Below are 15,722 nucleotides of genomic sequence, written 5' to 3' on the forward strand. Positions count from 1 at the left end.
AAAGTCGGCTGAATGAGTTTATCTTCTACCTTTTGCTCGAAAAACTCATTGACAATATGACCAAATGTCATATGTGGCGCTACCTCCACGCCATGTTGTTTTGCCAATTCGCGAGCTTGCTCATCCGCCATTTGCTGCCAAAAATCTACTCCCACATATTCTTTAATAGCATCCACCATGTGAAGCCGTTTCCATTGTGGGGTTAAGTCTACTTCGTGCTCTCCGTATTGAATTTTTGTTGTACCTAGTACTTCTTGAGCGATATGGGCAATCATATTTTCCGTCAGGTTCATAATATCTTGATAATCCGCATACGCTTCATATAACTCAAGCATCGTGAATTCTGGATTATGTCGTGTAGAAACTCCTTCATTGCGGAATACACGGCCAATTTCATATACTTTTTCTAATCCACCTACAATAAGCCGTTTCAAATGCAATTCAATGGCGATCCGCATATATAGCGGGATATCTAGAGCATTATGATGCGTAATAAACGGACGCGCCGCTGCTCCTCCAGCGATGGAATGCATCATCGGTGTCTCTACTTCCAAATATCCATGCGTATCTAAATAACGACGCATCGATTGAATAATTAAACTACGAGTAATAAATGTATTTTTGCTTTCTGGATTTACAATTAAATCCAGATAACGCTGACGATAACGCTGTTCAATATCCTTCAAGCCATGATATTTTTCTGGAAGAGGCCGCAAAGACTTTGTTAGCAACTCATAAGCGGATACTTTAATCGACAATTCGCCTACTTTAGTTTTAAAAACGGTTCCTTGAACACCAACGATATCTCCTAGATCGGAAGTATCAAATATTTCATATTGTTCTTCACCAACATCATCTTTTCGCACATAAATTTGAATTTGACCTGTCAAATCTTGAATATGGGCAAATCCAGCTTTCCCTTTTCCCCTTTTTGTCATAATGCGGCCTGCAATGGCTACCTGGATCTTCTTTTCTTCCAATTCATCTTTTGATAAATCCCCATATAATTCAAAAAGCTCTTCGGCTTTATGCGTGCGTTCAAATCGTTTTCCAAATGGGTCAATACCCTTCTGTCTTAGTTTGCTTAGTTTTTCTCGACGTACTCGTAATTGGTCATTCAATTCTTCGTGACTCATATTCCATTCACTCCATTTTTTTAATTTATTAAAAATACTGTCAGCAAAGGCTGACAGTAAATAGTCATGACATATATTCCTTCACTTACACAGCCTGCGCATCACTCTGTTGTTTTGCTTCTACTTCTTCAACAAACTGTCTTAAAAGACTGACCAGCTCTTCCCGAGTATTGCATTCGTTAATGGCATTTCTTACCCTTGCATTTCCACGTACGCCTTTTAAATACCAAGCGGCGTGTTTGCGCATTTCTTTGACTGCAATATGCTCATTTTTTAAAGCAATGAGACGATCTAAATGCAAAATGCACACATCTATTTTTTCTCGGACAGATGGCTCTGGTATCAATTCTCCAGTTTCTAAATAGCGAACTGTTCGATAAATCATCCATGGATTTCCCAAAGCAGCACGACCGATCATAACACCGTCAACGCCTATTTCATCAAGCATTCTTTTGGCATCTTGAGGAGTTTGTACGTCTCCATTTCCAATCACCGGAATATTAACAGCTTCTTTTACCTGTTTAATGATATTCCAATCTGCTTTTCCTTCGTACATTTGCACTCTTGTTCTCCCGTGAACAGCAACAGCCTTGCCGCCTGCGCGCTCTACTGCTTGGGCATTTTCCACTGCATAAATATGATCTTCGTCCCAGCCGATACGCATTTTTACTGTTACAGGTTTTTCAACCGCATCGACGACAGCACTTACGACATCATAAATTTTATTCGGATCTAGCAACCATTTAGCTCCAGCGTCACATTTTGTGATTTTTGGAACAGGACATCCCATATTAATATCAATAATATCAGCATTTGTATTTTTATCGACAAATTTCGCTGCCTCGACAAGCGTTTCCTTCTCTCCGCCAAAAATTTGCAAACTTAGCGGCTTTTCACGTTCATCAATATAAAGCATATTTAATGTTTTTTCATTATTGAACAAAATTCCTTTATCACTGACCATTTCTGCGCAGACCAAACCCGCACCAAATTCCTTCACCGTCAGGCGGAACGCAGAATTACACACTCCTGCCATTGGCGCTAGAACAACACGGTTATTGATCTGAACATCACCAATTTTAAACATTTCTTGCCCTCCTTTCTTCTCCCGCTATGATCTCTGGTGGCGAGAGTTCCTCAACCGTAATGTTTAAGCATTGAGCTACCATTTGCAAAAACTGTTCTGTCGGCAAGCGATTGCCTCGTTCAATTTCCCCTAACACCGATACAGAAATGCCCAACTGTTTGGCAAATCTCTCTTGTGTGTAGCCTTTTAGCTTTCGAAAAGCGCGAATACGTCTCCCCCACTTTTCTGCTTCCATAAATATACCCCTTCTTTATTTAATAATTGATCTATACATAACGATAAATCACCATTCAAATTTGGAATGTATATTCTCTCATTAAGCTCAAACAACGGGACTAATACAAACGCTCTTTCTGCCATTCGCGGATGCGGAATGGTAAGTCGTTCTGTTTCAATATTTTCATGATTATATAATAAAATGTCAAGGTCTATCGTACGCGGTCCCCAGCGAATCTCTCGTTTTCGCCCAAGCTCCTGCTCAATTTTTTGCGTTTCTTCCAATAGTTCAAAAGGAGATAGCAATGTCTGAATTTGCACAACCATATTTAAAAATTTGTTCTGTTGGATGTAGCCAACCGGATCCGTTTCATAAATAGAAGAAGTTTGAATCACAGAGATTTGCGGATGTTCCGCTAGTTTTTGAACAGCTTTGTATAAATAAAGCATACGTTGTCCAATATTAGATCCCAAGGCAATATATGCGCAGTTTTCCATTTAACGTCTCCTTACTATTTCTACCGCTACAGATTGGTAATGGCCTTTAATAGGCGGGTTCGGCTTTACAACTTTGACCGTGCATTGCAGAATCGAAGAAAACGCAGATAAAACACGGCAAGCAATTTGTTCCGCTACCGCCTCAATCAGTTTAAAGCGCTGCTCCTCGACGATTTCACGGCATATTTCATATAGAGCGGCATAATTAATCGTATCATCTAAACAATCGCTTTCTCCTGCTTTTTTCAAGTCTGTCTCAATCACTAAATCCACTATAAATCGCTGCCCCAATCTATTTTCTTCTGGGATGGCCCCGTGATATCCATAAAACTCCATTGCGTTTAGATAAATTTTATCGATGACCATCGCCCCCTTTGCCTATCATGGCATCCATCATTTTTGCCATTCTAGCGATCGGCTGAACATCGTGGACACGAACGATGTGAACCCCTTTCGCAATCCCTAAACAAATCGTGGCTCCCGTCCCTTCCATACGCTCATGAACTGGCAAATCAAGAACATGGCCGATAAATGATTTTCGCGATGTTCCTAATAACAATGGATAGCCTAATTGTACAAACTTGTCCAAATGTCTCATGACTTGCAAATTATGCTCGGCTGTTTTTGCAAATCCGATGCCCGGGTCTAAAATAATATTTTCGTCCTTCACCCCAGCTTTTTTGGCTAACTCCACACTTTCCAACAGATCGGAAATCATATCGTTAATTAAGTCTCTATAATCTACTTGATGGCGATTATGCATTAAAATAATCGGCACTTGATAATGGGCAGCTACTTCTGCCATTTTCGTATCGGCTTTAGCCCCCCATATATCGTTAATTATATGCGCTCCCGCCTCAATAGCTTGCTTCGCTACTTCTGCCTTGTAAGTGTCTACAGAAATAGGAACCTTTATTTCATTGGCCAACGCTTTTACTACAGGTATCACTCGTTTTAATTCTTCTTCTAGTGCTATTTTCTCAGCTCCGGGGCGCGTCGATTCCCCCCCAATATCAATAATATCTGCTCCAGCATCTACCAATTGCTTGGCATGTTCAACAGCGCGATCGATTGCATTAAATTTTCCTCCATCCGAAAATGAATCAGGTGTTACATTTAAAATTCCCATGATGATTGTTTTTTGCTTTATATCAAGTGTATACGGTCCACACTGAATCACATTCATTTTTCCATACTGATCCTTTCTGTTAATTGATATCTTGTCCATAAAGAATGTGTGAAGCGAGCATAATGGGCCTTCAAAGATTGAACAAAGACGCCGCGTTCACCCGGATAAACGAAATGATCGATTCGCGAAACGGGAACAATTTCTTGAATTGAGTTCGTTAAAAATACCTCTTCTGCTTGTTCTAAATCCTTTAAGGTGTAAAGTCCTTCTTCACAGCGAATTCCTGAAACGCCGAGCATAGCCATGACAAACTGTCGTGTAACTCCATTTAAAATTCCTGTTTCTAGCGCTGGAGTATATACAATTCCGTCTTTCACCCAAAACAGATTGGAGACAATTCCTTCAGCAAGAAAGCCATAATCATTCAGAAAAATCCCTTCCATGTGAGGATGGTTTCTCATCTCGCGCTTACCAAGCACATTATTAAAATAATGATGCGATTTAAGACGCGTTTCTCCCTCAGGACTATTTCTCCTTGTTTTTAAAATGGTACCCATTTTTTCTTTTACAGCTATTTCCGGTAATGATTTCATATATACAATAACAGTCGGCTCAGTATATGCATCGATTTGCAAACCAATATCGCCAATTCCCGCTGAGATATTTAAGCGAATATAAGCATCTTCTAAGCGATTAGCTGCTAATAGCTGCTGAATGATTGCGATTGTCTCTTCCCGGCTAACTGAAAAACGGATTTGCATATCCACTAAACTTTTATGAAGGCGTGCAAGATGGTCATCCAGTAAAAACGGATGACGATTATAAGTACGAAAGGTTTCAAAGACTCCTAATCCATACATAAAGCCGTGATCAAATGGCGAAATACGGGCCTGTTCATTCGGAATAACTTCACCATTTATATATACATACATGGATTATCGATTCCTTTTATATGTTTGAATAAAATTGTTCAAAAGCTCCATCCCATATACAGTCATGATCGACTCTGGATGAAACTGAACCCCCTCTATAGGCAGCGTTTTATGACGGATTGCCATAATCTCGTCGTCTTCTGTCCACGCTGAAATGTCAAAGCATTCAGGCAATGTTTCTTTTTTTACAATTAATGAATGGTAGCGGGTAGCTGTAAATGGATTTGGAACCTCCGAAAAAATCGTTTTTCCATCATGTAAGATTTGTGATGTTTTTCCATGCATCAGCTTTTCCGCGCGAACCACTTCCCCGCCAAATACTTGTGCAATGGATTGATGGCCGAGACACACTCCGAAAATAGGAATTTTGCCAGCGAAGTGCTCAATGGCTGCCAAGCTGACCCCCGCTTCATTCGGACTGCATGGCCCAGGGGAGATCATTAGAAAATCAGGATTCAATTGTTGTATGCCCTGCACATCGATCTCATCATTTCGTTTGACAATTAACTCCTCACCTAATTCTCCTAAATATTGAACTAAATTGTACGTAAATGAATCATAGTTATCGATCATTAAAATCATCTTTTCTCACCTCGTCATAAATAATCGCTCTGCTTCGCTCATCTCTTTTGCTTGCCACAGGGCTCTTGCTTTTTTCAAACATTCTTTGTATTCATGCGGTGGACGAGAATCAATAACAATCCCGGCGCCAGCTTGTACGTGCGCCATCCCGTCTTTGGCGATCATGGTTCGAATCGCAATATTAAACTCCATATCTCCATTAAAGCCGATCCAACCAATTGATCCGGTATAGATTCCGCGTCGCACTGGCTCTAATTCCTCAATGATTTCCATCGTGCGCACTTTTGGAGCCCCGGTAATCGTCCCGCCTGGAAATACGGCCTTTATCACATCAAAAACATCTTTTTCCTTTTTCATTTCTCCTGATACATGCGATACAATATGCATGACATGAGAATATGCTTCAATGGTCATCCATTCATCTACTTTTACTGTACCATATTTGCATACTCTGCCTAAATCATTGCGCTCTAAATCAACAAGCATGAGATGCTCTGCTCGCTCTTTCTCGTTTTCTAACAACTGATTAGCGATTTGTTGATCCTCCTCCGCTGTACTGCCTCGCGAACGTGTCCCCGCAATCGGTCTTGTACTCAGACGAGATTTCCGCTTTTTTATGAGCAATTCTGGTGAGCCGCTCACCACCTGAAATTCCGGAAAATGAAGGTACCCCATATATGGAGAAGGATTTAACAGACGCAGCTTTTCATAAATGTGAAATGGATGTGTGAACAAAGGCTTGGATTGCCGCACTGACAGGTTGACTTGAAACACATCTCCTTGCCCGATATATTGCCGAACTTTTTCAACCGCCTCCATAAACTCCGTTTCTGTCATGGAAACAGATTCGCTTTGCGCCTTTGGAGTAAAAAACCACCCATTCGGCTGCTTGCTCTCCTGTAACCATAAGAATTCATAAAGCGAAAGACGCTTTTGTGCATCTTCTTGTTCTTCCTCTACATAATGAACAATGAGATGCAGAGCTTGTTCCTCATGATCATAAACAACAATATCGTCAAAAATTAAAAAATAAAGATCTGGAACTTTAAGATCATCCTCTGCTTGGGAAGGAAGGCGTTCGATATAGCGGACACAATCATAGCTAACATAGCCCATCAATCCTCCTTGAAAATCGGGACCATCATCATCAAAATCCGTCTTCCATTGCGCAAACCATTGCTTTAGTAAATGTAACGGATTTCCTTGTAGCTTCATTTCTTCTCCTCGATAGCGAAGCAAAAGCTCCTGTCCGCTTCCTTGTACCATTCCGGCTGGGCGCAAGCCGATAATGCTGTAACGCCCGGAACGTCCACTTTCTAGCAAAATATGATAAGGCTCAGCTTGTGCGAGCCATTGATATTGTTTGAACCAATCCTTATGCTGATAAGCAATCTTTTTTTTGAGTATTCGCCTCTGTCTCATAAAAGATCAATACCTCCCTTCCTTTGTTGCACCATACTTATTGTACTATAAAAAAATTTCGACAGGGAGTACTCCCTGCCGAGATATGCGACTTTTCCTTATTCTTCGAATTGATATAGCGCTGTACTTAAGTAACGTTCTCCATTACTTGGAACAATTGCTAATACTTTTTTTCCTTTTCCAAGCTGCTTGGCCACCTTTAGCGCCGCATGGATAGCTGCCCCTGATGAAATGCCTCCTAAAATTCCTTCTTCGCGGGCAGCGCGGCGAGCAGCCTCAAATGCTTCCTCTGTCTTCACAGCAATGACTTCATCGTAAATATCCGTATTTAAAATATCTGGGACAAATCCAGCTCCAATGCCTTGAATTTTATGCGGTCCCGGTTTTCCTCCTGATAACACAGGGGAATCTGCAGGCTCTACTGCATAAATTTTAATATTTGGGTAGGCTTCACGCAGTACCTCGCCAGCTCCTGTAATGGTTCCACCAGTACCGATTCCAGCAATAAACGCATCCAGCTGATCGCCCATTTGCTCTACAATTTCTTTTCCTGTCGTAATTCGATGGATTTCCGGGTTCGCTTCGTTTTTAAATTGCTGCGGCATAAAATAGCCGTGTTCTTTAGCCAACTCTTCCGCTTTGTTGATCGCTCCTCGCATTCCTTCACTGCCTGGTGTCAATATAAGCTCCGCACCATATGCCCGCAATAGATTACGGCGTTCCAAGCTCATTGTATCAGGCATGACCAGAATGGCTTTATATCCTTTCGCAGCCGCTACCATCGCTAAGCCAATTCCAGTATTGCCGCTTGTCGGCTCAATAAGTGTATCTCCTGGCTTTAGCTTTCCTTCTCTTTCAGCAGCTTCAATCATTGCTAAAGCAATACGGTCTTTCACGCTGCTGCCTGGATTCATAAATTCCAGCTTTACGTATACATCTGCGCTGTCTTCGTCCACGATGCGATTTAATTTTACTGCTGGTGTGTCTCCGATTAATTCTGTAATAGAGTTTACTGCACGTGCCATTTTTTATCCACCCCTAATCCCGAGTAATTTTATAGAATTTGTTTAAAATTTATCAACTATTTTCTCAATTGTCAATTATTTAATTTTTTACTCGGTCGACGATTCAGCCATTTTCTTTAATTCATATAGCTCCCGTGTTGTAAAATGATACGCTTCATTGCAAAAATGGCACATTGCCTCAGCCTGCCCTTCTTCATCAATAATCGCTTGAATTTCTTCGGGGCCTAAGCTGATAAGGGCATTTGCAATTCTTTCTCGTGAACAGCTGCATACAAAAGCAACGGGAAGCGTTTCAAGAATTTTTACATTTCCTTTGCCTAGCAATTCTTCTAAAATCTCTTCAGGAGTCACTCCTTTTTCAATCATTTTTGAAACCGGAGGAATGGCTTGAAGCCTTCGTTCAATTTCATGAATCGTTTGTTCTTCTGTATTAGGCATCAGCTGAATAATAAATCCGCCGGCTGCTAGGATTGTATGATCAGGGTTTACAAGTACCCCAACCCCAACAGAGGAAGGCACCTGCTCAGACGAAACAAAATAGTATGTGAAATCCTCTCCAAGCTCTCCAGACACAAGAGGAACTTGACCAGTGAAAAAATCACGCAGCCCTAGATCTTTCACAATCGTCAATGTTCCGTTTGTCCCTACTGCTCTGGCTACATCTAATTTGCCGTACTGATTTAAGTCAAAATGGACTTGCGGATTGGTCACATACCCTCTGACTTCTCCCTGGGCATTGCTGTCAACCATAATGGCGCCAAGCGGGCCCCCACCCTCGATTTTAATGGTGAGCTTGCTATTTCCTTTTAGCATCGCTCCCATCATAACACCGGCTGTCATAGCGCGGCCAAGAGCGGCAGAAGCCGTTGGCCATGTTTGGTGACGTCGCTGTGCCTCTCCAACGGTCGCTGTGGTTCGTACTGCATACGCCCTTACTTGTCCATCATAAGCCAAAGCTTTTACTAAGTAGTCTGACATTTCATTCACCTTTTCTTATTTTTTATCTGCATTTTTTACATAAAGGAGCTGCAGTCCTTTTAATGTTAAAAATGGATCAACGACATCGATTACGTTCGATTCGTTGGCAATCAAAGAAGCCAACCCTCCAGTTGCAATCACCTTCGGAGGAATGGCACTTTTTTCTTTCATTCGTGATACAATGCCTTCTACCTGTCCAACATAACCATATAGTATACCAGCCTGCATCGCACTGACAGTATTTTTCCCAATAATATCATCTGGACGCGCAATTTCAATCCTTGGCAATTTAGCAGCACGAGAATACAAAGCTTCTGTTGAAATCGTGATTCCCGGAGCAATCGCTCCCCCCATATATTGTTTATGTTCATTAATATAGCAATATGTTGTGGCAGTTCCAAAGTCAACGATAATTAACGGGCTTCCATAAAGGTGGATACCCGCAACAGCATTGACAATGCGGTCTGCCCCTACTTCTTTCGGGTTATCATATTTAATATTGAGCCCTGTCTTAATTCCTGGTCCAACAATGAGTGGTTTAATATGAAAATATTTGTGACACATTCGTTCAAGCGCAAACATGATCGGCGGCACAACAGAAGAAATAATAATTCCATCAATATCAGAAAAATCAAGATCGACATGATTAAGGAGTGCTTTAATCGTCATTCCATATTCATCTTCTGTTTTTCCCCTGCTTGTTTCAATACGCCAATGATGCTTTAGCTCATCTCCATCATATACCCCTAATACAGTATTAGTATTTCCGACATCTAACACAAAAATCATCGCTTCATCCCCACTTTTCACACATTCTCGCCTTTCCATCATACCATAAGAATAGAAAAATTGCCTGTAAGGTAGAAGCACGCAAAGTGTCCACCGATGGCGCTTGAAGCTAGACAGCGCCTTACTTCTAAAAAAAGAACCGGCGGTAATTTCTGATATGATGAAAAAAGATGCCTCTGTAAAAAGAGACATCTTATTCTTCTTCTTTCTTTGTATGAATATTTACTTTTACGTCTTCTTGTTGCTCTCCATTTCCCGTACGATTCGGAAGCGTTCCATGCTCAAAAAGATGTTTAATTTGCTCGGCATCTAACGTTTCCACTTGGAGTAATGTTTGGGCAATAAGCTCTAGTTTATCCCGTTGCTCTGTTAGGATATTTTTGGCTTTATCATAGCATTCCTTAATAATTCGCTGGATTTCTAGGTCAATTTCATATGCGATTTGATCGCTATAGTTTTGCTCACTATGCAAATCGCGGCCTAAAAACACTTGGCTATGAGACTGGCCGAACTGCATTGGGCCAAGCTTATCGCTCATTCCGAACTCTGTTACCATCCGGCGAGCAATGTTTGTCGCACGCTGAAAATCGTTATGGGCTCCTGTGCTCACTTCATCAAAGACGATTTCTTCAGCGACACGGCCGCCCAGCAAGCCAGTAATTTTATCTAACAACTCTGGCTTGGTCATAAAGTAACGATCTTCTTTTGGCAACATTACCGCATAGCCACCTGCTTGCCCGCGTGGCACAATGGTTACTTTATGAACCATTTCCGCATCAGCTAATACCATGCCGATAACCGTATGTCCCGCTTCATGGTAAGCAACAATGCGACGCTCTTTCTCAGAAATCACGCGGCTCTTTTTCGCCGGCCCGGCGATGACGCGATCGGTAGCTTCGTCAATATCGCTCATATCAATTTTCTTTTTGTTTTGCCGCGCAGCTACGAGAGCTGCTTCATTGAGCAAATTCTCTAAATCAGCGCCAGAAAATCCTGGAGTGCGCATAGCAATGGCTTTTAAATCAACAGATTCATCCAATGGTTTGTTGCGGGCATGGACTCGCAACACCGCTTCACGCCCTTTCACATCCGGGCGATCTACCGTGATTTGACGGTCAAAGCGGCCCGGGCGCAGCAATGCTGGATCAAGAATGTCTGGACGGTTCGTTGCCGCAATAATAATAATGCCTTCATTGCCGCTAAATCCATCCATTTCCACAAGCAATTGGTTCAGCGTTTGCTCGCGTTCATCATGTCCACCACCAAGCCCCGCACCACGCTGACGGCCGACCGCATCGATTTCATCAATAAAAATAATACAAGGCGCATTCTTTTTCGCAGTTTCAAACAAATCACGCACGCGTGATGCACCGACACCTACAAACATTTCTACAAAGTCCGAACCGCTGATGGAGAAAAACGGAACTCCTGCTTCTCCAGCTACCGCACGAGCTAACAACGTCTTCCCTGTACCAGGAGGTCCAACAAGCAGCACTCCCTTTGGAATGCGAGCACCCAACTCGGCAAATTTTCTCGGGTCTTTTAAAAATTCCACAATCTCTACAAGTTCCTGCTTCTCTTCATCTGCGCCAGCCACATCGCGGAAGCGCACTTTTTTCTTTTCTTCGTTATAAAGTCTTGCGCGGCTTTTTCCGAAATTCATTACTCGGCTACCGCCGCCTTGCGCTTGATTCAGCAAGAAGAAAAATAAAATGAAAATGATAACAAACGGAATAATCGACGTAAAGAACGTCACCCAACCGCTTGTTTCATCCGCCGGCATCACTTCTACTCTCGTCCGTTTAGCCGCCGCGTCAATACGGTTTAAAACAGGATCACTGTTCATTACATACGTAGAAAAATACTGGCCTTCACGATAGTCTTTTAGCTGGCCTCTAATCTCGTATACGCCACGTTCCGGCTTCATGGAAAACGTTTTGACATCACCGTTTTCTAGATGGGTAATAAAAGCATCGTATGTCATCGGTTCAGTCCGCTGGTTGCTCCCATTAAAGAAGCTGACAACGCCAATGACCACGAGAAAAATTAGTAAATAAAATATCGTATTACGGAAGATCCGATTCATTTCTTGCCTCCTCCCATATGAAACACGCTATATTCAATAGTACCATAGAAAATCATTCCAACACAACCAATTCACCGTATGGACTGCCGCTTTATTTGCTGTATACTTCAGGCTTTAACACACCGATATAAGGAAGGTTGCGATATTTTTCACAATAGTCTAGCCCATACCCCACCACAAACTCATCCGGAACGACAAAGCCAACATAATCTGCTTCAATATCTGCTTTTCGTCCAGCCGGTTTATCTAAAAGCGTCACAATCTTGATCGATTTTGCTTTGCGGTAGCGGAACAGCTCTACCAAGTAACTCAGGGTCAGACCGCTGTCAATAATGTCCTCGATAATTAAGATGTCACGTCCTTCAACAGACGTATTCAAATCTTTTAAGATTTTGACTTCTCCAGATGACACCGTCGCATTTCCATAGCTAGACACATCCATAAAATCCATTTCTAAGTATGTATCAATATGCTTTAGCAAATCCGACATGAAAGGCATTGCCCCCTTTAACACGCCCACAGCCAGCGGAAACCGTCCGTCATATTCCTCTGTAAGCAGTTTACCTAGCTCCTTTACCTTTTCCTGTATTTGTTCCTGTGTCACTAAAACTTTTTGAATATCTTGATTCATCCCCATTTTCTTTTTTCCTCCTAGATGTTCATTGCTCTTTATAGTGTAATACAAGATATCGCATTTTTGTAACATCAGTTGCTTCAAAAGCGGATTTTTTTAGCTTTGGAAGCCACAAAATTCTCCCTTGTCCATCTTCAAGTACAGGCCAGCTATCTCGTTCATGCAAAGGGATTTTTTTTTCAATAAAAATATCCTTGATTTTTTTTGTTCCCTTCATCCCTTTTAATGTCATGCGATCACCCTTGCGCCTTGTTCGCACACGCAGAGGAAGTTCAAGCGTTTCTGGATCTAGAACCAGTATGTCATTTCCCTTTCGCTCTCTCGGATAGTGTTCCCAAAATTCGCTTATGATTGCACATCCATTTGGCAAATACAACGTTGTTGGTATGGCTGCATCAAATTCGACCATATAAGCCCCTGTTTTCTTTTCTTGGAACGTGAAGGTACAGCTATCATAAGAACGAATGATTTTTAGACCATTTGGAAAATCCAGCCTGCCTGAAGGATGGTTATTGTTTAAAATGGCTAACACATTTTTTATATGTAACGAGGACAAAGAGGAAGGCTTTCCATCATAAAGACAGTTCAATATTAGTTGAATCCCTCTTCTTTGTAAAGGCTTAGGCATCGCTTGAAACGGCTGAATCCGCAAAGTAATTTCGCCAGATTGCTTTTCCATTACCTTATTCATCGCTTGCTCCGTTAATTCCTCTAAAAAGGCTTCATCCTCCATCATCGTTTCACTATAATATTGAAACCGTTCATGGACACGCGGATTTTCTTTTTTCAAAAAAGGAAGGAGCACGTGGCGAAATCGGTTTCTTGTATAGCTATCTTTCGTATTGCTTTCATCGTAGCGAGGCTGAAGGCCATGATCATAACAGTACGCTTCAATATCATCCCGACTGATGCATAAAAATGGACGGATGATATAACCGTCGTGAAAGGGCCGCTTAACCGGAATCCCAGCATATCCCTTCTGGCTACTTCCACGAACAAGCCTCATTAAAATTGTTTCAATTTGGTCGTCACCATGATGCGCCAACGCTACATAAGAAGCAGAATGCTTCTCCATGATTTCCTGAAAAAAACGGTAACGGCATATGCGAGCTGCCTCCTGTACACCTATCTTGGTCTGACGTTGGAAAGAAGGAACGTCAATTTGTGTTGCCTCACATATAATACCGAACTGAGCGCAAAAATGTTTCACAAAATTCATATCTTCTTCTGATTGTAGACCGCGAAACATATGATCTACATGAGCAGCAACAAGCTTGATTTTCCATTCATGCCGAATAGTATAAAAAAAATGTAGCAAAGCAAGAGAATCAGGTCCACCTGATACACCAACTACAACAGTCGAATTCGGCTCAAGCAGCTGATGCGTCTGAATAAAGGAACGGACGGTCGAAAGCATATAGCAAAAACCCTCTTCTATCAATTTTCTTCATTATTTATCGTATCATTAATGAAATATTTTCTCAAAAAAGAAGGTTTGTCAATTTAAAGAACTTGTCCATATAAGTATAGTACGTATACGAATAATAAAATGGCAGCAATAAATGCCGTTTCAATCACTCCTCCTCGCCGCTTTTTTGCTTTCCGCCGTTTTTTCCTGCTTCTTGATGAAGGAATTGTTTGGGGAGGAACATGCTTTTCTTTTGGCGGGAGATCAGAATGATGAATAGCTGCTACCAGATCTCGTTTCATTTCAATCGCTTGCTTATAGGTTCCATCAATCGCTTTCATAAGGGCTTTGCGATATTTTCGCAATGTCGCATCCGCTTCAATCATAGATAGTAACTGCTGACGCGCATTTTCCTTTTTGGTAAATTGTGTAGGATAGCAAACATGAATCATCATCATTGCGACTGCGAATAGATCATAAGCAGGGTCTGCTTTTCGTGAACCAAGTCCCCAATATCCCCGATCATAAAATTCAGTAAATTCTTTAATTGCTCTTCCTTGCAAAGTCGTACCGCCAACATCAAGTAGCCGAATAGTTGGTGGCATTCCTGCCACTAGCAAATTCTCTGGTTTTAAATCTCCAAATACCCAGCCTTCTTTATGCAGCTTATCTAATGCAGATAGCAATTGCAAAATTAAAATGATCATCCATTCTTTTCCTCTTTTTTTAATAAAGGAAAAGAACTCCTCTCCTTTAATATATTCCATTACATAAAAAGGAGTCAGGCGATTGGTAGAGGGATCAAGCCAGTCATCCACGTCTAGCAAAGAAGGCCCAAGGGCGGCTCCTTGGACCTTGGAAAAACGTTTTAATACATTTACTTCAGATAAAATGGTGGTGTTATTATCACTTAATTTAATCGCCACAAGCCCCTTTTGGCTTTCCGCCAAATAAACAACCCCATTTGCTCCGTTGCCGAGCAGCTTAATCATTTTGTATGCTTTGCGATGCCATTTTCCCGTAATAATCGTTCCAGTCGGCAGCTTACATAGATGATTCTTCAAAGTATGATTCATCACCAGAGATCAAACTCCTTAAGGAACGTTTTTTATTGAAGTAGTAGGAAACCGCTTCACGTAATGCAGGACCTGTCGGTGTAAGTCCTCCAGACGTTAATTTCGGAAATACGGACGATAGTGCCTCCAGATTAGGTGTCCAGTCCATCACTTTTTCTACATTTCCTTGTTTCCCAGGAAATACGAAAACAGAGAATTGGTTATCTCCGGTACGGGCATTTAAGCTCAACGATAAATCAAATAATGCTTCTTTGACTGTTGGCAGCTTGGTTTTCATGCTTCCGCTTGTGTCTATTAATATTAAAACTTCCAATTCAATCGTTTCGCCGAGTTCATCGACAACTTCCATGACTTCTCCGCGCTTTTCTGGAGGCAGATCCTCTAACGATGTATCGGAACCTAAAATCTGCTTTAGCTCTTTATTAACCACTCCTTGCAATGTTTGTGTCATCGCTTTTCGTGTGACCATTTGCACGGTTTGTGATAGCTGTTTAGCATAAACAACCTGACTAACTCCACCTCCCGCCATTGCAATTCCTTCTATTTCACGCAAGCCGTTTTCATCAATCGTATCTTGATCAAGCACACCAATGACATTGACTGTAATTCCCTGCTCCTTAGCTAGAGAAGCCATTGCGATCGGATCTTCTCCGTGGTTGGAGCAACCATCCGTAATTAATAAAATTTGCCGTAATGTTCCTTTTCGCACCTTTCATTCCCCTCC

Annotated in this window: 17 protein-coding genes (1 of these 17 cut by a window edge); all 17 read right to left on the reverse strand. The window is 41.7% G+C overall.

From position 1 onward, the window contains the following. On the reverse strand, window positions 1-1,136 hold the 5' portion of the coding sequence (lysS, locus tag GFC28_RS12570; RefSeq protein ID WP_044743292.1) for a lysine--tRNA ligase. It extends 349 nt beyond the left edge of the window; 1,136 of the gene's 1,485 nt are visible here — the first part of the coding sequence; its start codon is at window positions 1,134-1,136; its stop codon lies off the left edge, out of view. An 85-nt stretch (window positions 1,137-1,221) separates the two neighbouring features. After that, entirely contained in the window at window positions 1,222-2,223 is a 1,002-nt protein-coding gene (gene dusB, locus GFC28_RS12575) for a tRNA dihydrouridine synthase DusB (RefSeq protein ID WP_044743291.1), read from the reverse strand. Further along, a complete protein-coding gene (locus GFC28_RS12580) occupies window positions 2,216-2,458 on the reverse strand; it encodes a helix-turn-helix domain-containing protein (protein WP_066151163.1) in 243 nt (80 codons plus the stop codon). The genes dusB and GFC28_RS12580 overlap by 8 nt, the downstream gene beginning before the upstream one ends. Then, complete coding sequence (gene folK, locus GFC28_RS12585) at window positions 2,410-2,937, reverse strand: 2-amino-4-hydroxy-6-hydroxymethyldihydropteridine diphosphokinase (protein ID WP_044743290.1); 528 nt, start codon at window positions 2,935-2,937, stop codon at window positions 2,410-2,412. The genes GFC28_RS12580 and folK overlap by 49 nt, the downstream gene beginning before the upstream one ends. Then, on the reverse strand, window positions 2,938-3,297 hold the full coding sequence (folB, locus tag GFC28_RS12590; protein ID WP_044743294.1) for a dihydroneopterin aldolase: 360 nt from the start codon (window positions 3,295-3,297) through the stop codon (window positions 2,938-2,940). Then, a complete protein-coding gene (gene folP / locus GFC28_RS12595; RefSeq protein WP_044743289.1) occupies window positions 3,290-4,123 on the reverse strand; it encodes a dihydropteroate synthase in 834 nt (277 codons plus the stop codon). Before folP ends, folB begins: the two co-directional genes overlap by 8 nt. Next, window positions 4,120-4,998, reverse strand: a complete 879-nt coding sequence (gene pabC, locus GFC28_RS12600; protein WP_044743288.1) for an aminodeoxychorismate lyase — start codon at window positions 4,996-4,998, stop codon at window positions 4,120-4,122. The genes folP and pabC overlap by 4 nt, the downstream gene beginning before the upstream one ends. Before the next feature lie 3 nt (window positions 4,999-5,001). Continuing rightward, window positions 5,002-5,580 (reverse strand): aminodeoxychorismate/anthranilate synthase component II, encoded by a 579-nt coding sequence (gene pabA, locus GFC28_RS12605; RefSeq protein WP_044743287.1) that lies wholly within the window; start codon window positions 5,578-5,580, stop codon window positions 5,002-5,004. Window positions 5,581-5,586: 6 nt separating this feature from the next. Beyond that, on the reverse strand, window positions 5,587-7,002 hold the full coding sequence (trpE, locus tag GFC28_RS12610; protein WP_044743286.1) for an anthranilate synthase component I: 1,416 nt from the start codon (window positions 7,000-7,002) through the stop codon (window positions 5,587-5,589). Between the two features lie 98 nt (window positions 7,003-7,100). Next, window positions 7,101-8,027 (reverse strand): cysteine synthase A, encoded by a 927-nt coding sequence (cysK, locus tag GFC28_RS12615; RefSeq protein WP_044743285.1) that lies wholly within the window; start codon window positions 8,025-8,027, stop codon window positions 7,101-7,103. 87 nt (window positions 8,028-8,114) lie between these two features. Further along, entirely contained in the window at window positions 8,115-9,005 is an 891-nt protein-coding gene (hslO, locus tag GFC28_RS12620) for an Hsp33 family molecular chaperone HslO (RefSeq protein WP_044743284.1), read from the reverse strand. A 15-nt stretch (window positions 9,006-9,020) separates the two neighbouring features. Beyond that, window positions 9,021-9,794 carry a type III pantothenate kinase gene (locus GFC28_RS12625; protein ID WP_044743293.1) on the reverse strand — a complete coding sequence of 258 codons (774 nt, stop codon included), beginning with the start codon at window positions 9,792-9,794 and terminating at the stop codon, window positions 9,021-9,023. A gap of 193 nt (window positions 9,795-9,987) precedes the next feature. Continuing rightward, window positions 9,988-11,880, reverse strand: coding sequence for an ATP-dependent zinc metalloprotease FtsH (gene ftsH, locus GFC28_RS12630; protein WP_044743283.1), 1,893 nt, complete (start codon window positions 11,878-11,880; stop codon window positions 9,988-9,990). A 91-nt stretch (window positions 11,881-11,971) separates the two neighbouring features. Next, window positions 11,972-12,517 (reverse strand): hypoxanthine phosphoribosyltransferase, encoded by a 546-nt coding sequence (gene hpt, locus GFC28_RS12635; RefSeq protein WP_044743282.1) that lies wholly within the window; start codon window positions 12,515-12,517, stop codon window positions 11,972-11,974. Between the two features lie 22 nt (window positions 12,518-12,539). Beyond that, window positions 12,540-13,931, reverse strand: coding sequence for a tRNA lysidine(34) synthetase TilS (tilS, locus tag GFC28_RS12640; protein WP_044743281.1), 1,392 nt, complete (start codon window positions 13,929-13,931; stop codon window positions 12,540-12,542). 86 nt (window positions 13,932-14,017) lie between these two features. Continuing rightward, window positions 14,018-15,001, reverse strand: coding sequence for a protein kinase domain-containing protein (locus GFC28_RS12645; protein ID WP_082063646.1), 984 nt, complete (start codon window positions 14,999-15,001; stop codon window positions 14,018-14,020). After that, entirely contained in the window at window positions 14,967-15,707 is a 741-nt protein-coding gene (locus tag GFC28_RS12650) for a VWA domain-containing protein (protein WP_044743279.1), read from the reverse strand. The genes GFC28_RS12645 and GFC28_RS12650 overlap by 35 nt, the downstream gene beginning before the upstream one ends. Window positions 15,708-15,722: the final 15 nt, after the last annotated feature.

Source organism: Anoxybacillus sp. B2M1, assembly GCF_001634265.1.
GTDB lineage: Bacteria > Bacillota > Bacilli > Bacillales > Anoxybacillaceae > Anoxybacteroides > Anoxybacteroides rupiense.